The 20,669-nt window shown below is 34.1% G+C and carries 14 protein-coding genes; 4 read left to right on the top strand and 10 right to left on the bottom strand.

Annotated elements, in window-relative coordinates; genetic code table 11:
• Position 1: 1 nt before the first annotated feature.
• Complete coding sequence (gene deoC / locus ACM39_RS18170) at positions 2 to 748, top strand: deoxyribose-phosphate aldolase (protein ID WP_048512471.1); 747 nt, start codon at positions 2 to 4, stop codon at positions 746 to 748.
• A gap of 53 nt (positions 749 to 801) precedes the next feature.
• Here deoC and dusB read toward each other — a convergent pair whose 3' ends face one another.
• The gene (gene dusB / locus ACM39_RS18165; protein ID WP_048512470.1) at positions 802 to 1,797 is read right to left on the bottom strand and encodes a tRNA dihydrouridine synthase DusB; all 996 of its coding nucleotides are present in this window, start codon (positions 1,795 to 1,797) and stop codon (positions 802 to 804) included.
• 105 nt (positions 1,798 to 1,902) lie between these two features.
• On the bottom strand, positions 1,903 to 5,100 hold the full coding sequence (locus ACM39_RS18160) for a hypothetical protein (protein ID WP_048512469.1): 3,198 nt from the start codon (positions 5,098 to 5,100) through the stop codon (positions 1,903 to 1,905).
• A gap of 187 nt (positions 5,101 to 5,287) precedes the next feature.
• Here ACM39_RS18160 and ACM39_RS18155 point away from each other — a divergent pair, with 187 nt between their 5' ends.
• Positions 5,288 to 6,157 carry a lamin tail domain-containing protein gene (locus tag ACM39_RS18155; RefSeq protein WP_048512468.1) on the top strand — a complete coding sequence of 290 codons (870 nt, stop codon included), beginning with the start codon at positions 5,288 to 5,290 and terminating at the stop codon, positions 6,155 to 6,157.
• Positions 6,158 to 6,282: 125 nt separating this feature from the next.
• On the opposite strand, the gene ACM39_RS18150 is transcribed toward ACM39_RS18155, so the two are convergent.
• From ACM39_RS18150 to ACM39_RS18115, 8 genes are all read right to left on the bottom strand, one after another.
• On the bottom strand, positions 6,283 to 9,105 hold the full coding sequence (locus ACM39_RS18150) for an aminopeptidase (RefSeq protein ID WP_228377148.1): 2,823 nt from the start codon (positions 9,103 to 9,105) through the stop codon (positions 6,283 to 6,285).
• A 54-nt stretch (positions 9,106 to 9,159) separates the two neighbouring features.
• On the bottom strand, positions 9,160 to 10,539 hold the full coding sequence (pyrF, locus tag ACM39_RS18145; protein ID WP_048512466.1) for an orotidine-5'-phosphate decarboxylase: 1,380 nt from the start codon (positions 10,537 to 10,539) through the stop codon (positions 9,160 to 9,162).
• Between the two features lie 123 nt (positions 10,540 to 10,662).
• Positions 10,663 to 11,010: a YkvA family protein gene (locus ACM39_RS18140; RefSeq protein WP_048512465.1), complete on the bottom strand. Its 348-nt coding sequence runs from the start codon at positions 11,008 to 11,010 to the stop codon at positions 10,663 to 10,665.
• 85 nt (positions 11,011 to 11,095) lie between these two features.
• Positions 11,096 to 11,635 (bottom strand): TlpA family protein disulfide reductase, encoded by a 540-nt coding sequence (locus tag ACM39_RS18135; RefSeq protein ID WP_048512464.1) that lies wholly within the window; start codon positions 11,633 to 11,635, stop codon positions 11,096 to 11,098.
• Between the two features lie 8 nt (positions 11,636 to 11,643).
• The gene (locus ACM39_RS18130) at positions 11,644 to 12,207 is read right to left on the bottom strand and encodes a thioredoxin family protein (protein ID WP_048512463.1); all 564 of its coding nucleotides are present in this window, start codon (positions 12,205 to 12,207) and stop codon (positions 11,644 to 11,646) included.
• 16 nt (positions 12,208 to 12,223) lie between these two features.
• A complete protein-coding gene (gene aroC / locus ACM39_RS18125; RefSeq protein ID WP_048512462.1) occupies positions 12,224 to 13,294 on the bottom strand; it encodes a chorismate synthase in 1,071 nt (356 codons plus the stop codon).
• Positions 13,295 to 13,344: 50 nt separating this feature from the next.
• Complete coding sequence (locus ACM39_RS18120; protein WP_048512461.1) at positions 13,345 to 14,979, bottom strand: LIC_10190 family membrane protein; 1,635 nt, start codon at positions 14,977 to 14,979, stop codon at positions 13,345 to 13,347.
• A gap of 53 nt (positions 14,980 to 15,032) precedes the next feature.
• On the bottom strand, positions 15,033 to 15,575 hold the full coding sequence (locus ACM39_RS18115; RefSeq protein ID WP_048512460.1) for a YMGG-like glycine zipper-containing protein: 543 nt from the start codon (positions 15,573 to 15,575) through the stop codon (positions 15,033 to 15,035).
• A 359-nt stretch (positions 15,576 to 15,934) separates the two neighbouring features.
• Between ACM39_RS18115 and ACM39_RS18110 the strand changes: the two genes are divergently transcribed.
• The gene (locus tag ACM39_RS18110) at positions 15,935 to 16,381 is read left to right on the top strand and encodes a hypothetical protein (RefSeq protein WP_048512459.1); all 447 of its coding nucleotides are present in this window, start codon (positions 15,935 to 15,937) and stop codon (positions 16,379 to 16,381) included.
• Between the two features lie 666 nt (positions 16,382 to 17,047).
• The coding region (locus ACM39_RS18105) for a fibronectin type III domain-containing protein (RefSeq protein ID WP_048512458.1) at positions 17,048 to 20,669 on the top strand (3,622 nt) is incomplete at its 3' end.

The raw sequence follows: 20,669 nt of genomic DNA, 5'->3' as shown, positions 1-20,669 counted from the left end.
GATTATGAATATTGCTCAATATTTGGATTCAACATACCTGAAAACTCCGGTACAATCCGGGCTTTCAGAAGCAGAAACTTTACAGAAGGATATAGAACTTACGCAGGAGGCTATTGATAATGGTATTTTTGCAGTAATGATCCGCCCTGATTATGTAGCTGACATAAAGAAATATATTCAGGAAAAGAATTCAGATGTTGTAGTAGGAACTGTGATTGGCTTTCATGAAGGGACTTATTCTATTGATGAAAAGCTTGCAGAAGCCTCAAAAGCAATTTCAGACGGAGCAGACGAACTTGATTTTGTTATTAATTATAATGCTTATCTAAAAGGAGATTTAGAATTAATAAAAGAAGAATTTGTAAAATGTACACAGCTGGTAGTACAGCATCATAAAATTGCAAAATGGATTATCGAAATTGCAGCTTTAACAGATGTGCAAATTGCTGATATTACTAAAAATATTTCAACTTGGGCAGAAGAAACTTTCCCGGAAAACGATTTGTCAAAAATTTTCGTAAAATCTTCAACAGGTTTTTATGAAACAACTGATGGGAAACCGAATGGGGCAACATTCGAAGGTATCAAAATTATGCTTGAGAATGCCGGAAAACTTCCTGTGAAGGCAGCAGGTGGAGTGAGAACTCCGGAAGATGCCGAGAAAATGATAAATTTAGGAGTGAAGAGAATAGGAACTTCTTCAGCATTAGCTTTGATTAAAAATCAATCAGCCTCAGAAGGTTATTAAAGAATAATTTAAATAATAAATAAAAAACCATCAAATATTTGATGGTTTTTTATTTATACTTGTTCCTGATATTCTGTATAGAATTGTTGCGTTTCTTTTATCAGGGCATCCATTTCTTCTAAAGTGAATACTTCGAGGAATTTTTTTCTAAAGTCTTTAAAATGAGGAACTCCACGGAAGTAATTGCTGTAGTGCTGTCTCATTTCGATTAGACCTAATTTTTCACCTTTCCATTCTGTACTCCATTCCGCATGTTGGCGAACGGCTAATAACCTGTCCGAAATAGTGGGAGCAGGTAAATTTTCTCCTGTTTTAAAAAAATGTTTAATTTCATTAAAAATCCAAGGATATCCAATTGCTGCACGACCAATCATAATACCATCACAGGCATACTTTTGTTTATATGCTAAAGCTTTTTCCGGAGAATCAATATCACCGTTTCCGAAAATAGGAATTTCGATATTAGGATTTTGTTTAATTCTTGAAATATGTTCCCAATCAGCTTCTCCTTTATACATTTGGCCACGGGTTCTTGCATGAATCGTTAATGCTTTGATACCTGTTTCCTGAAGACGTTCAGCCACTTCATCAATATTAATGGAATGGCTGTCCCATCCTAAGCGGGTTTTTACAGTTACAGGAAGGCTGGTAGAGCTTACAACAGCTTTAGTCAAACGGACCATTAAATCAATATCTTTTAACACCCCTGCGCCGGCGCCTTTACAAACAACTTTTTTTACAGGACACCCGAAATTGATATCTACTAAATCGGGATTTACGGTTTCCACAATTCTCGCAGACATAGCCATTGCTTCCTCGTCACCTCCAAAAATCTGAATTCCGACAGGTCTTTCATAATCGAAAATATCCAGTTTTTTTCTACTCTTTATTGCATCACGAATTAAGCCTTCAGAAGAAATAAACTCTGAATACATCAAATCTGCACCATGCATTTTGCATAATCTTCTGAACGGAGGATCACTTACATCTTCCATCGGAGCTAGCAAAAGCGGAAATTCCGGCAGTTCTATGTTGCCTATTTTTATCATGGCGCAAATTTACAAAAATTAAAAATGATATAATCTATCAGGATTTTCTGAATATTTTTAAAGTTGAAACAAGATATAAGTTAATTTTAGAGTGAATTTAAAATGCTAGAAACTTGCTTTCACCTGCATACTTCCGATATGAATGGTTCTTTCACCGGAATTTCTTCCTTCATAATTTAAGTTTAATTGTAAGAAAGAATTAATTGCCTGCTGAATAAATACACTCCAGACCTGGTTTTTTCCTGGTTTTAAACCATCTAACATTTGGTTTCCGACAATTGTGAAATTATTTCCTGTAAAATTATTATTGATAAATGAAAAATTACCTCTGATAGAAGTTTTCTTACGTTCCCACTGAATTGTTCCTGTGATATCAAATGCTTTTAATAGTTCTTCACCATCTGTTCTTTGCTTTTGACGGAAGGCAGATGAAAGCTCAGCCTGAATAGCATCGGTAAATTTATAGGTTGCTTTTGGCTTGGTTTCGAAATTGCTTAAATGATAATCTCTTGTTGCAAACAATTGCGAAGAGTTTTGAATGCTGTGAACCGAATTTTCCCAGTCTATTCTGAATTCTTTATTAAACCAATATCCGATGTTTACAAAGTGTGAAGTTTGTTCCCTCTCTTCATTACTGAAATTGGCATTAATGAGGTTGTCATTTGATATAAATCGATAGTTACCATTCCAGCCGGATTTTTCTGTCGGGCTAAACTGAACAGAGGCTAAAATATTTTGATTCTTAAGGATCTGATCATCACTTTTTTCAAACGGATTTAAAACTAAAACCTTATCTTTTTTGTAGAAAGAATTTTGAGAATTTAATGAAATATTAAAATTCCAACGTTTTAAAAATTTATTTTCAGAATTGAAAACTATTGATGGATTGACAAACAGAGCCAGCTGTAATTTATTTTTATTGGATGGTATATATCGTACAGAATTGGTGTACACCCTTATGTATTGTGCTAAATCCGAATATTCGGCAATTTCAAATTCATCAAGCTGCTGAATTCCGTCTCCGTTATAATCCGTCCATTTATAAACCCCTTGCCCGTCTGTAACTTTAATGTATTGAAATTCTCTTTGAGCCTCCTGTCCGTTTCCTAATTCATAGAAAGCCTGTAAACGCATACCATTTCTGAAAAGCTGCTGGTTGTAAAGAATATTTCCAACCACAAAATCATTATTTCTGGACATATCAATATCCTGATTTTGATAAAAGAATTTTCTATAATGAAGCAATATATTTAAAGTAGTTTTTTCAGTTTTGATAAGCTGGCTTTCCGCCATAACTCCCAAAATATTGTTCATATTCTGGAGCCTGTTGTCACGCACGGAGTCATTGTCTCTCATGTAAAGTTTCGTCAGTAATTTGGTTCTTGTACTGTCACCAATTTTCTTTTGAACAAAAATTTCTTTCCAGCTGAAACTTGTAACATCCATCAACTGAGTGTCATTATAGGTTTTCTCATTATGCTCCATGCTTCCACCGAATGCCCAGCTTCCTTTTTTGCCTGTATATTCAGTAGAAACCCCACCTCTGATGAATTTTGTATCTTGAAGAGTGGCATTTGTTTCTAAGTAAGATAAATTTCCTTTGGTGAAAAATTTGCCTTTAAACCATCCAAAATCTAAGTCATTTTTAATCCCTTTGTAAGAATCTTTTTCATCAAGATAATTAATTCTATAGTTTACGTTAGATTTATTATTCCATTTATTTAAGAAGCTAAATATAAATCTGTTTTGGGTTCTTCCACTAAATTCCTGAGTTAAGTTGAAGTCTCTGGAAAATTCAACATCATTAATACGGTCTAAAATGTGAAACTGTTTGTCAATGTATTGATATTCAAAACTTGGTGTGCCTTTCCAGCTGTTTTTTGTAAATGTTTTATTTCCGAAAATACGCCCTGCATACCCGATGTTCTGATCTGAGTCTTTTGATGAAAATAGGTTTAAATCATAATTACTTAATGAAAAATCGGCTCCAATTTTACCATCTTTTAAAGCAACTTCTGTGTTTAATGAATAAACCTGTGCTTTTTGGGGTGAAGGAAGTTTTCTTACAGCTCTATAATCGCCCTGGTTTGGCCCTGCATATTCAAAAACACGGCCATTGTTGGTAGTCTGGGTAATTTTATAATCTCCGAGGTTTACTCCAAAATAGGTATATGAAACCTGATAAAGTGTTTCATTAGCATCAGTGGAAAATTCGTAATAATTTCCATTTGGGTTCTGAACCAGTTTATATAAGATTTTATTTACATCGTATGGCGTGACAATTGCGGAAGGTGCATACATTAAATCCTGATTATTTCCTGCATCAGCCAAAATTTGTTCATCTTCTTTAGATAAATTAAGGGCAAGTGGAGCATTTTTATTATCATTTTCCATAAACCAGTTTAAGCCGATTTTAAACTTTTCCCTTGTGTGCTCAACTTTTCCTGTGAATAAATATCTGGAATAATTTCTATTTGTATAATTATATGATATCGTAATGAAATTTTGCTGAAAAATAGGTCGGAAACTGGTGAAAGTAACCTCACCTGTATTATAATTAATGGTATAATCCTGATTTTCGCCACGTTTCATTAAAATACCGTCGATAAAAACCTGCTCAGAACCTGAAATAAGGGTAATGAACTGTTCTCCATTTTTACCTGTCAGACGATAAGGTCCTTGGTTACCTTCGACCCCTTGGAAACGAACCCTGTGGAATTCGCTTCGTGCAACTCCCATTGAAACATCTACAAAAGTTTTATTCTCTTTCCCGAATTCAGTCTGGAACTCAAGTCCCATGCTTCGTCTTTGATATTTGGCAAAATAATTTTTGGCCTCTATTAAATCTAAATGTCCTGCTCTAAGAATAGATTTATCCTTAATATTAAGCTGCATGTAGATTTTATCGAATTCTTCTAAAGTCTGAGTGTAACCATCTGCCTGAATCGGTAAGTTGTGGTCTGAAATACTGGCCAGAATGGTAACATCTTTAGATAATCGCCCTGAAATCTGTAAATCCATTGAGCTTTGCACAGATTGTCCCTGATTGTTACCAAAAGTAATACCCCGGATAATAGAACCTTTAGAATTAAGTTCTCCTAAAAATCTTTTTTTATCATTTCTGGCAAGAACAGCTTCGTCAACTATAATTCTGTTACTGGTTTTTACAAAATCTAATGTATCTTTTGAAAATATATCCTGTTCAAGTCTAGCTGCAAGAACGCTGTCTTTTTTTATAGAATCTTCCGGAAGGTTCGGATTTTTCCACGAGAAAACCTGAGCATTATTATATGATAAGCCCATGAAAAACAGCACGAATATTAAAAAAAAATTCCGCAAGCTCTTGGAAAATAATTGGTAAAAATAACTAAAAATTGTTTACAATAGAGGATTTAGCATTATTAACAAAAATTTACATTAATTATTGTGTAAAAAGTAAAAATACCTGTATTTTAGCAGTCTAAATTATTAATAATTAAATTTTTAAATCATGAAAAAAATCTTTACTGTTTTAGGGATGTTCGCTACGGCAGCATTGATGAATGCACAAGTGACAATTGCCCAGGTTTATGCGAACGGGGGTAACTCTGGGGCTACTTATAATAGAGACTTTGTTGTTCTTTTCAATAAGACAGCGGCAGCTGTAAATATTGCCGGATGGTCTTTGCAATATGGTTCTGCTACATCTACAGGAAACTGGTCAGGTAAGATAACCCTTCCATCAGGTGCTACTATTGCTCCTTATTCATATTATTTGGTTGGATTTGCTGGAAATGCTGCTAATGGTGCTGCATTACCGGTGACAGTCGATTATGACGGAGGATTTACAGGATCTGGTAACGTTAATATGGGAGGTAACGGAAAAATTGCTTTAATGAGTAATGATACTACTATAAATGGTACAGCTCCAACAGGTGCTATTGATTTTGTAGGAATGGGAACTGCTAATGCTTCTGAAGGGGGAGATACAGCTCCTGCAGGTTCGACAACAAATGCTATTTTTAGATCAAACGGAGGCTGTACAGATACTAATAATAATGCCGCAGATTTTGTACTAGCAGCTGTTGCACCAACAAACTCAGCTTCACCAACTAATGTATGTACGACTTTATCTGTTAATGATATCATATCTTTAAATAAAGCTAATTTCGTAAAAAACACTTTTGTAAAAGAAAACGGAATTACTTTCGGATCTGATGCTAAGGATGTGAAAATTTACAATATGCTTGGACAGGTTGTGAAAAGTGCTTCTGTAAAAGCTGATTCTAATTTAGATGTTTCTGAATTGGGAAGAGGAAACTATATTGTTACTGGTACTGTAAACAATCAACCGGTTTCTCAAAAAATCTTAAAAGACTAATCCTATAAGATTTTATAAAATATTAGCAGCCATTTCAAATTTGAAATGGCTGCTTTTTTATGATTGAATTTTAAAAGCATAGAAAGGATACTTATAAATACATTTTTTGTGGGTTATCTTTTATTTTAATACCAGCCTCTTCTTGCGGCATTAATGATAGAGCCCAGGTTTAATACCAAAGTATATCTAATACGTTTTGCATAGTCTCTAAAACCGGGTTCAAAGCCTAAAGAAGACTGAATAGGGAAGTATACTTCAAGAAAATCGGGAATTACTCTCACTTTTATACCACTGTCCCAAATAAACTTAGTGGGTTGATTTTTGTTTTTATAAACTCCGGCATCGGCATATACGTGAAAAATTTTCCAGACACTGGAATCTACATTAAAAGATGTAATCCAGTGGTTTACCGTTCCCGGAATGAAAGATTTGAATCCTCCGTCGGCAAGAATATATTGCTGTGATAAAATCCCGCTGTTTGCACTTTCGCCCAATAAAGTATAAGAAAAGGCATAGTTTGAGACTCTGGAAATTCCATAATTAAACATATTATTTCGGGTTTCGTTCCTTGCAAAATACCCGGCAAATACCCTTAAACTCAATTTTTGTTTTGGAGCAAATTCCCATCTGTAGAAACCTTCTGCAGTAATTTTGTTGAAATCTTCCATTCCCTGAGTACTTACACTTAAGCTTTTTTCGTGAATCATCTGACTGTCAGCGTATCCGTAACCTAAGCTCCAAAGATTATATTTATCATAATCTCCTCTGTTAATCATAAGCTGGTTAAGATCTCTTTCAAGGTAATTATATGAAAAAGCAATTCCGCGACTTACCGTACTTCTCGGGTTCTTTCTGAAATTTAAGTTTGTGAAGAATGATGCTTTTCTATAAGCTAAATCATAATCATAGTGAAAATAAGAGCCTGAAATACCAAAAGTCAAGCTTCTTATAATGCTTTCAGCTGGTAAAAAAGAATATGAAACTGCCCCTGAACCAGTCATTTTCCCTGTTCCTGAACTATACATCGGCGTGAAAGAATATAGGAACTTTTGGTCAAATAATGATTGATTTTTAAAATTAATTCCAAAAAGAAATTTGTCATAAGCATTGTTAAAACGAACTCTCGGAGTTATATAAATCTCATTGAATTCCGGATTTGGAATATCTTTTATAAGTTTTAATTTGATTTTCTTGTTATTTGAAAAGAACCCTTTAGCATATAGAAAATTATCTCTGTAATTAGATTCAGGGAAAATATAATCATCATTCAGAGTGATTTTATAAATATCTAAAGCAGGAACTGAAAATGTTTTGATTCTCTCATTCTCGTCTGTATCAATCCAATAAGATTTTGTTTCTCCATTTCTGGTTTCCGTTTCCAATTTTACAGGAATTGCGGTATCTGTATTTTTTGTGATTTTAATATTTAAGGAATCATCATCTCTTCTGATTCTTTTTAATTTGAAATTAACTCTATTTTTCTGTTTCAAAAATGCATCCAGATAATTTGTAGTTTTATCTTTTTCGGAAAGTTCTTTCAGAAAATCTTCAGGTTTTATTGGCTTGTCAGTATTTTTAACAATAAAATCTTTAACGGTACTGTTAAAATTTTCATATCCCATTTTATCGGCAGAATAATTAAACAGGCTTCCTGTTTCAAAACTGCTGATTGCCATATCATTAAAATTACTTAAACCTGTAAAGTTTTCATCAATTTTCTGATCAAGATTCTGAGACATAATATATTGATAAGCTAAACCGTAACGGTCAACCAATTTCACATTCGAAGCATGAAATAATTTTAACGGTTTTACGCCAAAAATTTTAGTTTCAGGGAGGTTTCCAAGTATTTTTGTTTCGCTGTAAAACTTTTTCAAATACTGCAGTTCCAGATAAGATTTTAGGCCGTTTTTGAACCAATGATTGTCTTCTTTGTCTGTGATAACACTTTCATCAAGAATTTTTTTGGCAATAATTCCAAAATAATCTAAATCTGTTTTTTCTGTATCTGTAAACATTTGGAATTTGAATTTCCAGAATGTAATATCATTATTTCCAAAAAAATCTTCTTTACCTCGGAATTTATCAGAAATAAATAATCTGTCAGGAACAGCTCCGATTCTGTCTTTGATAAATTTTAAATGTAGAGGAAGATAAAACTCAAGGTTTTGTTTTTCCTGAGATGTTAAATTATATCCAAATTTTATTTCAGTGTTAATCCCTTCTGTATTAATAATAATAGCTGGGAATTGGTTTTCGGAAATTAAAAATTCGGGATCAGAATCAAGATAGCCTTTGAAAGAATTCATCTGAATCTGTTGAAGATTACTTTCGATAAAATAATTTATGGGAATGTCGAAATTGACCGTCCAATAAGTATTGAAGTTTACAGATTCCTCAATATCATAATAATCTCTTTTGGAAATATTGTCCGGATCAAAATGATCCGGAACAATAAAGAAATATTTTAAAGCCACATTTTTATCAGATGTACCGTATCCGGTAAATTTTTTATCAGGAAGCTGCATCTGATAATGAAGCAGTAATTTTACATTTTCTCCAGGTTTCAAAGCTTTTTCCAATGGAAGGAAAAGATTTTCATCTGAAATATTATTAACAGGAATATCCCGATTATTAACTGAATTTTTTATATCTAAACTTAATACTTTGCCCAATTGCTCTGGTTTGGCAAAATGCAAATCATTATTTCTGTCTTCAAGTTTTCTGTAAACAAGCGATGTCCCTCTTTTGTTATATGCAGAAATCCAGTTTAAAAGTTTTATGGCATTTAAATCTTTCTCAGAGTGGTTATAATAGGTGATTTCCTGATTCACATCCAGCATTTTTCTGTCTGCGGATAATTTCGCTTCAATATATATGCTGTCTTTTTGTGCAGAAACCTGAACAACTCCCCAAAACAATATAAGACAAATACTAAACTTTTTCAATAATTCTGATAAAGTGTCAAATATAGCTTATTTTGAATATATTTTATAATGATTTTAGCCTTGAATTGCTTTTTTTTCTAAAGAATTTAAATAAGCATTCCAGCCTCCGTTTTTATATGTTACAGCAGCTTGTTCGGGGTTTTCAGACTTATAAATTCCTCTTCCTACGATGATGAAATCTGTATGAAGCATGTTGAAAACATATTCCGGAGTGTTATACTGTTGTCCTTTTCCGTCACCGGAATCTGCCAGATTTACTCCCGGAGTGAATAGTAAAATTTCGTCAGGAAGCTGATTTTGAGAAACCCCACCAATAACATTTGGATGAGATAAAGCTATCTTTAAAGCCTCTTCTCTATAGCTGCTTGTTGTCAAAGTACCTTTTGAAGACATTCCGATAATAGCAACCACGCCTACATTCTTGAAGCAGTCTAAAGATTCAAAACCACCAATAACCTGCGAAGTTACGAAATCTGCCCAATCTGTAATTTTGAAAACTCCGCTTGTAAACTGAAGTTCCTGAGTATTTCCGATGTCTGCGAACTTTCTGTCTTCCATTAATAAAAACTGGTGTTTTGCAGCTAATGTTTTTAATGGAATAATGGTTTTTTCATATTCGAAATCAGAAATAATATCAATATGAGTTTTTAATGCAATAATATGAGGGCCCACTTTTTCTGCCAAATCCAACAATTCCTGAGTCGTTGTAACGTCTGCAGAAGCAATAAGGTTTGATTTTTTTTCTAAAGCGATTTCTAATAATTTTCTAGAAACAGAATGTTGAGAAGCTTTTAGTTTCTGTTCATAAGAACATCTTTGTTTTTCCTCAAACTGGATGTGGTTTCCTTGTAAGAAATCCTGAATTCTTTTTACTTCTTCATCAGTTAGCTGACCGTCCTCCTGAAGAATAGTACAAACTTCTGAAATATTGAAAAGCGTGTGAACTCTGTATCCTTTGCTTTCCAAAAGTTGTTTTCCGCCTTGTTCTCGGTCAAGAACTACCACAATATCAGCAACTTTAAGATCTTCCTGCTCGACTTCAGCGATGGTTTCTACTAAAGATTTCCCAGAAGTAATTACATCTTCTACCAAAAGACAGTTTTGTCCTTTTTGGTAAATCCCTTCAATCAATTTTTTAGTACCGTAGTTTTTAGCTTCTTTTCTTTTGATAATCAACGGAATGTAGCTTTCCAAAGACATTGCAGTAGCCATAGGAAGTGCAGCATAAGGAACTCCGCAAATCAAATCAAAATTATCCAAAGGAAGCATTTCCAATAAATAATTGGCAAGATTTTTTAAGATTTTAGGATCTGATGCCAAAGGTCGTAAATCTACATAAAACGGACTTTCAATTCCGCTTTTTAATGTAAACCTTCCGAATTTAATGATGCCTAGTTTGTAGCATTCTAAAAAGAATTCTTTTTTACTTTCCATTATTTTTTATTAGATGTTGCAAATTTAAGGATTTGAAAGTGAACTGGGAAATTGTGAATAATGAATTGGTCAATTGGCAGTTTATTGTTCACAAAAAAACCATCCTTTTGAGATGGCTTATGTTTATTTTACGATTTCCGTATCGATAACCTTTGTACCGGCAGCGCTGTATTTTTGCTCAGCTTCCCAAAGCAAAAATTTATCAACTTCTTTTATCAGTTTGGGTATTACTAATGATAAAACTGCCAAATCATCTAATACTCCCACTACCGGAATGGCTACCTCAGGAATTAAATCTATTGGCGAGATAATATACAGTATACCTAATAAAGGTAAAATGATGTCGATGGATTTCATCGGGTAAAATCCTTTCTTCCAGGATTTTATCATTCTGAAAATGTCAGGAATTTTTTTTACGAAGCCCTTGTGACTGATAGCCTGCTTAGCTAAATTTAATTTAGAATACTTCATTTTGTGTTTAGTTTAAAATAATTTTTCAACCTTACAAATTTCGCAAATTCTATACCAAATAATTATAAAGTTTAGTTAAAAAAAATTATTTAATAATGTTATCAATAAATTGGTGCACAGATTCTGTATTCCAATCTCTGTAAGCATCTTCTTTTATCAATATTCTTCCTGATTTATCTAAAAGGAAAGTCGTAGGGAAAACCTTTGGTAATAATTTTTCAGAAATAGGACTTTGTGCAATATAAACAGGAACGTTATAATTGTTATCTTTCAAAAATTTTCTCACAGCCTCTTCCTGATCATTCATCGCAATTAATACAAAATCTACATTTTCCTTTCTTGTGTCGTATAATTTTTGAATCGTCGGCCATTCTTTTCTGCACGGAGGGCACCAGGTTCCCCAAAAATTAAGAAAAACAGGTTTGTCTTTAAACGTTTTAAGATTCGTGCTTGGAACGTTAATGCCTTTTAAATCAATATCGTAATCTTCTTCACTTACATGAACAGCATTTTCAATCGCAGCAACGGGAAAGAAAGCATCTCTCAATGTATCTTTTACTCCCGGAACGAAAGCAATTACCCCGATAATGGCGATTAATACAAGATAAATTATATTTTTTTTCATGTATTTTATTATAATAATTCTAAAATTTCCTGAACAGCATCTTTTCCTCGGTTTTTGGCATAATATAGCTGTAAATCATTGTAAAAATGATGTTTTGTGTAATTTTCAGGATCCGCTTTGTATTTCATTAATAATTCTTTCCCATATTTCGGGCGCGGTCCCCAAGAATTTTTTACATTAAAATCTTCATTAAGGATAATAACTTTTGGGATAGACTCTGTCCCGTTGGTTAAAAATTGACTGATTAAACTTTTATCACTGTCTCTAAGGAAAATTCTAACTTCATTTTTACCTTCAAAAAATTTTACCAAAGCGGGAACGGTAGCACTTGCATCACCACACCACGCTTCAGATATAATTAAAATTTTTCCGTCGAAGTTTTTAGTATCCAATTCTTTCAGTTGCTCTTCGTCGGGAATGTACTTTTTTAAAGTTCTTTCCATTCTTTGAAGCCCCAATTCATAGTATTGTTTATAATCAGTTTCTTGTTGATTAGAAGGGTTTTTTAATCTTTCTTCAGCGATTGTAATGTATTCGTCAAAAGAGATTCCTTTATCCCAGTAATTTTTCATTACCAAAAGTATTTTATTAAAAATTATGAATATTTCTTGTTTTGTTGATTAAAAATAGATCTGCCAATACAAAAGCAGCTAAACTCTCTACAACGGGTACCGCTCTTGGGACTACACAAGGATCGTGGCGTCCTTTTCCTTCCACGATTACAGGATTTCCGTCTTTGTCAATGCTGTCCTGAGGCCGGATAATAGTTGCAACAGGTTTGAACGCAACACGGAAATAAATATCCATCCCGTTGGAAATTCCACCCTGAATTCCACCTGAAAGATTAGATTTTGTAGTAAAATCTTCATTGAAGAGATCGTTGTGTTCTTTTCCTGTCATTTTCGCTCCGCAAAATCCGCTTCCGTATTCAAATCCTTTGCATGCATTGATATTTAACATAGCTTTTGCCAGTTCTGCCTGAAGTTTTGAGAAAATAGGCTCACCAATTCCTACAGGAACATTTTTTATCACACAGGTGATTGTTCCGCCAATGGTGTTTCCTTCTTTTTTGATTTCTTTAATTTTTGAAATCATTTTTTCGGCAGTTTCTGCATCCGGACAACGAACTTCATTGTTTTCAGTTTGTGAAAAGTCTAAGGCCTGATAAGGTTTTTCACAGAAAATATCACCTACAGAGGATACATAGGCATTGATTTCAATATTTGATAAAAGTTGCTTTGCAAGCGCGCCGGCAACGACCCAGTTTATCGTTTCTCTGGCAGAAGATTTACCTCCACCGCGATAATCTCTGATCCCAAATTTTTGATCATATGTAAAATCTGCATGACTTGGGCGATAAGCATTCGCGATATGATCATAATCTTTTGATTTTTGATTTTCGTTTTCGATGATAAATCCAATTGGGGTTCCCGTAGTTTTTCCGTCAAAAATTCCTGAAAGGAATTTTACCGTGTCACTTTCTTTTCTTTGTGTCACGATAGCTGACTGCCCTGGTTTTCTTCGATCCAATTCGTATTGAATTTTATCGAAATCAACCGTCAAACCTGCCGGAAAATTATTAATGATTCCACCATAAGCCACTCCGTGGCTTTCCCCAAATGTTGTAAGACTGAGAAGATTACCTAAACTATTGAACATGATACAAAATTACCGTTTTTTCTTCAGATAATAAAGTTTCAGGATTTGTTCTATTTATCAGTGCTTTTGATGGTATTGATAACATTTTCGGCTTCTTTTTTTTCTTTTTCTGTTAAATTTTTCCAGATAAATCCTTTTTGCATATTATTCTCATCAATTAATTGCGGAAAAATATTTGCGTCTACATCATCAAAAATAAAGCTTGTTGAAATTGCCGGAAGTTGAGTGTCAAAATTATAAGGATAATTTTTTGATACATTGAATTTTAAATTTCCAATTTTGAAAGAATTAAATTTTTTATACTCATAATCGGCAGGTTTGTAAAATTGTGATTTATCAAATTTGGTCATGAAATTTCCTAATCTGAAGCTTGGAACCAACTGTTGAACGAAATCAGGGAATGATAAAAATGTGATGAAAAATATACTTAATGCTGAGAAAATGACGAGTGATTTGTTTCGATTAAAATAATTAAAAAATATGACAAAGAATATCACAAAAAACACATCGATGAAAAATCTGTATTGAGCTGAAAATAAAATAATTAAAATACTTTTGATAAGTATTGAAATGCAAATTAAGCTAATTGTTTTATTTTTTTTAATAAAAGCAAAAACAATAAATACGAATAAACTTACAATGAAAAGAATATTAATTGTTGATTTGATGCCACTTAAGAAAACCCAGTTTTTAATATAGCCTATCCCTGAAAAATTCTGGATTTTCTCATAAGAATATTGCATGTCATATGTCTTTAAAATAGCATATTGTGATGATATTTTCAACATTTCAGGATTCGGTTTCCAGCCTATACCAAAATCTCCGATTGAAACAGGAAAAACTGGATAGCCAAACGTCCAAATATTTTTCAGGCAAAACAAAAGGATAATTAAAATTCCCGGGATAAAATTTTTAAAATTTGATTTGATAATAAAAATAGAGTAGAAGAAGGCTAAAATCGGTAACCAAATCATTGTAGGTTTTATAACGAATACAAAAGCTGAAAATGCAAAAAGCAATTTTATGTTTTTATTACTATTTAAAATTTCATTTAAAATAATCAGTGAGAAAATAATTACGGGCAGATCCGGACTTGGAGATTGTGAAAATAATAATAAAATAGGAAGAAAACATAGTTGCATCCAACTTTTCTTTTCTATAATATATATCGAATAGACGATTAGTAAAATTGCATTGATTCTTAAAAAAGGATCAGCAAAATGTGAAAACCCTGCCTGAAATATATGCCAAACCGACATTTGTCCCAAGGTGAGATCCAAATTTGAAATTCCTTTTACCAAGCCGTATTCCGTGAGCCATTTTATGGTTGGGATATAATATCCGAAATGATCTAATATAAAAGGATGAAACGAACTGCAGAATAAAATGATTAAGGTAATTAAGCTTAGTAACAGAACTTTTTCCTTTGGAAGTTGATAGAAATTGAGATATAATTTATTTTTAAAAAAGAAGAATATTCCAAGTAAAATAGTAATGCTTTCTATGTATATACTCAAGGGTATAAAGAAAGACAAAACAGTCCAAAACAAACTTATTATAAAAATTCCTGATAAGATTTTTCCTGAAATTCCTGTGAGAAGTTGTCCGAAGAAGAAATCCATAATTTTTCCCCAACCCATTAAAATCGGAACAATAAAAATCGTGGAAAGCAAAACTAAAAACATAAAAAAAGATTGCCTAAAAATAAGCAATCTTTTATAGTTATGGTAAAAATTAATTATTTAGGCTGAACTCTGCCATCTTTTCTATCTCCCGCTCTACCAATTGTATAACCGGTTGCACCTCCTACCACACCACCGATTACAGCACCAAGACCTCTGTTTTTCTTGGCAATAATCGCACCTGCGGCAGCACCACCTACCGTACCGATAATAGTACCTTTGGCAGCTTTACTCATGCCTTTTTTCTTGGTTGTACCTTGTGTGGAGGTACTGCCGTTATCTGCATAATTTCCGTTTGAGCCGGAATTTGTTTCTCTGTCTCTATATATTGTTCGTGTTTCTCGTATCACTTGAGGTTTTGAATTTGCAGCTGCTTCACTTTTTATTTTTTTAGCTTCCGCCATACTGTCTGCTTTTTTTTGCGTTTCATAAGCCATTTTTTCTTTTTCAATGGCTAATTTTTGTTTCTCAATTTCAAGCTGTCTCATTTGGAATTCCACTTTTTGTTGATCCAGTGATTTTTCTGCTACTTGCTCATCTTTCTTGCAGGCTGTCAACATAAAAACCGACACAAGTCCTGCCAACACTATATTTTTCATAACTCAAATTTTAATAAAATATCAAAGTCAAAAAAAATGACAATGACAATGATTATATTATTCTTCTCAATTATAACGCCAAGATTAAGTTAAGTAATGTTAAAAATTCTTAATAAATATTAAAATAATGCGTTTTTAAAAGAAGTTCTGAACTTAATATTATTAATTATTTTGCGAATTTTGATTGATACTCAATGTTTAATAATTTGTATGTCATCGATTTAAATTTTCAGAATGAAAACCAATATCTTCCAGAGAATTTTTATTTGTGATATTTCAATAAATGTAATATAGTGTTAATTAAAAATTTTGATTTAATTAATATAAATCACTTAAATTTGATATACAAAATTATATATATGAAAAATTTAATACTTACAACTTTGGCTTTTGCAGGAGGAATCGTGTTTACGGCGTTTTCGTCCAGTGATAATTTAATGAATGTTGCTCATGCATCCGAAAAATCCGCTGATTTAAAAGAAATATCTAAGACCAAAACTTATAAAATAAGATTTGGTCTTCTTTCGAAAAACGGTACGAAAATACTTTCAGGAAATTATGATGTTGGAAGCTTTATTGCTACAAACAATATGACAGGAGAGTCTTTTGATACATATTACGGAGGTGGTTTTCAGTCTCTTCCCGTTTATTATGAAGGGATTCCTGCGGGAACATATACATTTTCAGCCATGCAGGGACAAGGCGGCTGGGTGGGCTATGGCTCTGTTGTAGGCACAGTTTCTGATCTGGAAGTAGATGCTGATGGATATGTTACGGTTTATATTCCGATTGCTTGGGAAGAATAATTTTTACACGCATACCTAACTTTGAGATTCCTCGTTTTTGAGGAATTTTTTTTATTTTCGGTTATAAATTTATTCATTTCATATTTACTCCTCCTTTTTGGGACTTTCTTATTCTAAATTATAGTACAGAGAATTTACGTAAACTCTTATGTCTTTTAAATTCTTAAATTTTGAAATATTTTCTATATAATGTCTTTTTTATAGAAATATTACACATTATAAGTTTAATTAATGTGGTTTTGTGTTTAATTAAATTTAGTTATCTTTGTAATGAAAATTTTTTTTCATCATTTGTGTTTTTACCTCTCATAGTTATATGGGAGGTTTCTTTTTTTATTATTTGAAATTTTCCAAACATATTTCTTTAAAAATTACAACTCCTGCCATTTAACACATACTGTTTTATTCTTTCTTAATTGTTTAGTTTAATGTGAATTAGTGAAATAGGTATTCTTTTAAAAGTCAATTTGATGAATTAATGGGAATTTGATAACGATTGCTTTAATTCAGTATATATCACTTATCTTGAATGTTCTGGAAACTAATGCTTTCGGCAGAGAATATATATCAAAAATTATAAAATTTTTATAAAAAACATTGAATTATATACTAAAAATGCCGGAAAAACGATTTAGATTTGTAGGATTAATATAAATACAACAACTTATGAAGAAACTCTCTACTATTTTAGTACTTCTTCTGTGCTTGATTGACATTGGTTTTGTCCCCAATGTGTATGGTCAGGCAGTAGCATTACCGTATAGTCAGGACTTTTCAACAGCCAATGACTTTACTTTTGTTAACGGAAGTCAAACCAATATCTGGAATTATGGTACCGCAGTCGGTAATCCGGGTGGTTCTATTTACATTTCTAATAATAGCGGAACAGCTAATGCGTATACCACAGGTAGTCCGTCTATTTCGCACGCTTATAAAGATTTTATAATTCCGGCGGGGTCTACGCTTGCAACTTTTTCATTCGATTGGAGAGCATATGGGGAAAGTACTTATGACTATTTAAGAGTCTGGTTAGTACCCGCTACTTATACTCCTACAGCCGGAACTGCTATTACTGCTGCGGGCGGAAGGATTCAGGTTGGAGCATATTTCAATCAAATTTCAGCATGGCAAACCTACACTAACTACTCTTTAAATGTGGGTAGTTTTGCAGGTAATACAATGCGTCTTGTTTATGAGTGGACAAATGATGATTCATTTGGGACTCAGCCACCTGCAGCGGTGGATAATATTTCATTACTAATTCCAACTTGCGTACAGCCATCAGCGCCGGTTACTTCTGCAATTGGAGCCAATACAGCTACAATTGCCTGGACAGCACCTACTGTTGCGCCAGGAAACGGATATGAATATTATCTTTCAACAACAAATACGGCGCCTACAGCGGCTACAACTGGAACTGCTGCTGCTGGAACTTCTGTGATTCTGCCAAGCTTAACAACGAGTACTACCTACTACTGGTGGGTACGTTCTGTGTGTAGTGCAACAGATAAGAGTGTTTGGTTACCTGGTGGTAATTTCACGACAACTCAGATTCCTGCTACTCTTCCGTATTCTCAGGATTTTACAACAAACAATGATTTTGGGTTCACAAACGGTACTTATACTAATAAGTGGGCTTATGGAAATGCTGCTGGAAATCCGGCAGGAGCTATTTATATTTCAAATGATAATGGTACTACCAATGCCTATACGCTTTCTAGTTCTGAAAGTACTGTTCATGCTTACAGAGATATTACTATCCCTGCAGGAACTACTACTGCTACTTTTTCATTTGATTGGAAAGGAGTGGGAGAGAGTACTTATGATTATTTAAAAGTTTGGTTGGTTCCGGTTTCTTATACGCCTACTGCAGGAACTTTAATTACCGCAGGTTCTGGAAGAATTCAGGTTGGCCCGGATTATATTAATTTGCAGAGTGCTTGGCAAAATTATATGAATCCAAGCTTAAATATCAGCAGTTTTGCTGGTACTACAATGCGTTTGGTATTCCAGTGGAGAAATGATGGCAGCGGTGGATCACAGCCACCAATTGCTGTTGATAATGTAAATTTATTTGTTCCTAGCTGTAATGTGCCTACTGCACTTACTGTTAGTGCTCAGACTTCAAACGGAGCTTCATTAGCATGGACTGCAGCTGCTCCTGCGCCGGGAAATGGATATGAATATTATTTATCTACAACAAACACAGCTCCGACTGCAGCAACTGTTGGAACTGCGGTTACGGGAACGACAGCTACTCCGGGAGGGTTAGCTTCATATACAACTTATTACTGGTGGGTACGATCTATATGTTCTTCTACTAATAAGAGTATCTGGATACCCGGTCCCGCATTTACTACCGGTCAAATTGGTACAGGTACAGGTACTTCAGGGTATCTTCCTATATATTCTTACTACGGATATAATTATTCGCAGCAAATTTATACGAAGGCTGAACTTGTTGCAGCAGTAGGAGCTAACAACTATATTACAGCAGTTAGATTTTATGTTGCTACTCCGCAGACTCCTCAGGCTAATTATAACCAATGGGTGGTATATTTGGGTAATACAACTCAAACTACATTTGCATCAAATACAAACTGGATACCTTTAGCAAACCTAACACAAGTGTATTCTGGGACATTACCGAACATGACTGCCGGAACCTGGGTGGAGATACCTTTATCAACCCCATTCATTTGGGATGGTGACAGTAATATTGTGGTAGCAGTTGATGAAAACTCACCAGGATATTCTTCTTCAGGAGCTACATGGGGAAGTTATACAGCAGGAAGTAACAGAGGTATTCTTTATTATGCTGATGGTACTAATCCTAATCCTGCGAGTCCTCCTTCAGCGAGCAACAGATATGCAGATATTCCTAGAATTCAATTTAAAGGAGAGCCATTATTGCCATGTAGTACTAACCCTCCTGCTAATATCGCGATGGGAGTAGTTACGGCTTCAACCGCTACGGTTACTTGGACTCCGGCTATTGGTGCTACTTATACTATCAGATATAGAGTGCAAGGCACAGGAGCGTGGACTACCGCAGGTACTGTAGTTTCTCCTGGAAACAGTATTACGATTCCTGGTCTTACAGAGCAAACGACTTATGAAGTACAGATAGCTACTACTTGTAGTGGTACTCAAGGAAGTTATTCTCCTTCAACAGTGTTTACAACTCCACCTCTTTCATATTGTAATATGACAGGTAATGGAGCTGATTATATTGCTAATGTTACAGTAACTTCTGCAAACGTTGGTTTCTTACCAATGAGTAATACTACACTTCAGACAAATTATACTAGTTATAATACACCTGCTACACTTATCAACCTTGACATTGGATCTACAGGAAACCAAATTTCGGTTGCTAAAGGATGGACAGGAAGCACATATAGTGATGCAGTAACTGCATGGATAGATTTTAACAGAAACGGTACTTTTGAAGATTCAGAACGTATCCTTATTTCTGCGGCAAGTACTACTACTCCGGTAGCAGCTTATTTTGATGTACCTGCAACAGCATACAACGGGCCATTGACAACTACAATGAGAGTAATCTCAAGACGTACAAGCGCACCTGTAATGTGTCAAACACCTGTTGATAACGGTGAGGTAGAAGACTATGCGGTAAGATTAAGACCGTGTTCTACTGTAGTACCAAATACACCTACGTTTACTTTAACTACACACAATTCAACCACTATAAACTGGACGGCTGTAGCTAACGTAACATACCAGGTAAGATATAGAAAACAGGGGCCTCCTGCAGGACCGTGGGAAGTAAAATATGCTTCTACGCAATTAGCAAACATTCCATTGTTAATTGATGGTTTAGATCCTGCTACCATTTATGATGTACAGATTGCTACTGTTTGTGGTTCAAATGTTGGAACATATTCACCGATTACATCATTCACTACAAGATGTGATCCTACGCCTCCAAGCATTACAATCAGTAATATTACTACAAATTCTGCGTCGGTTACCTGGGCACCTCTTGTTCCTAATTCTACATATATCATGAGATATAGAATCGTAGGAACTACTACATGGACTACAGTTAATTTACCCAACCCACCGGCGAATACTTATCCGCTTTCAGGCTTGGATCCTTATACAAGCTATGAAGTTCAGATAGCTAATCAGTGTGTTGGAGAGACTACTCCTAATCCATGGTCGAATCCAAAAGTATTTACAACAGAAAGAACTTGTGAATTGCCTCCACCGGGCTTAACGATTACTAACCTTACACCAACAACGGCTGTAGTGGTTTGGGATT

The organism is Chryseobacterium sp. FH2 (genome assembly GCF_001045455.1).
GTDB lineage: Bacteria > Bacteroidota > Bacteroidia > Flavobacteriales > Weeksellaceae > Chryseobacterium.
The sequence above is the reverse complement of the archived record's forward strand: the minus strand, read 5'-3'. Positions and strand labels throughout refer to the sequence as shown.

Bases quoted from the DNA above. Each gene is read 5' to 3' on its own strand.
- ACM39_RS18140 (WP_048512465.1), bottom strand. From the start codon at position 11,010: ATGAAGTATTCTAAATTAAATTTAGCTAAGCAGGCTATCAGTCACAAG.
- ACM39_RS18135 (WP_048512464.1), bottom strand. From the start codon at position 11,635: ATGAAAAAAAATATAATTTATCTTGTATTAATCGCCATTATCGGGGTA.
- ACM39_RS18120 (WP_048512461.1), bottom strand. From the start codon at position 14,979: ATGTTTTTAGTTTTGCTTTCCACGATTTTTATTGTTCCGATTTTAATG.
- ACM39_RS18155 (WP_048512468.1), top strand. From the start codon at position 5,288: ATGAAAAAAATCTTTACTGTTTTAGGGATGTTCGCTACGGCAGCATTG.
- pyrF (WP_048512466.1), bottom strand. From the start codon at position 10,539: ATGGAAAGTAAAAAAGAATTCTTTTTAGAATGCTACAAACTAGGCATC.
- aroC (WP_048512462.1), bottom strand. From the start codon at position 13,294: ATGTTCAATAGTTTAGGTAATCTTCTCAGTCTTACAACATTTGGGGAA.
- dusB (WP_048512470.1), bottom strand. From the start codon at position 1,797: ATGATAAAAATAGGCAACATAGAACTGCCGGAATTTCCGCTTTTGCTA.
- ACM39_RS18110 (WP_048512459.1), top strand. From the start codon at position 15,935: ATGAAAAATTTAATACTTACAACTTTGGCTTTTGCAGGAGGAATCGTG.
- ACM39_RS18130 (WP_048512463.1), bottom strand. From the start codon at position 12,207: ATGAAAAATTACTGGGATAAAGGAATCTCTTTTGACGAATACATTACA.
- ACM39_RS18115 (WP_048512460.1), bottom strand. From the start codon at position 15,575: ATGAAAAATATAGTGTTGGCAGGACTTGTGTCGGTTTTTATGTTGACA.
- ACM39_RS18160 (WP_048512469.1), bottom strand. From the start codon at position 5,100: ATGGGCTTATCATATAATAATGCTCAGGTTTTCTCGTGGAAAAATCCG.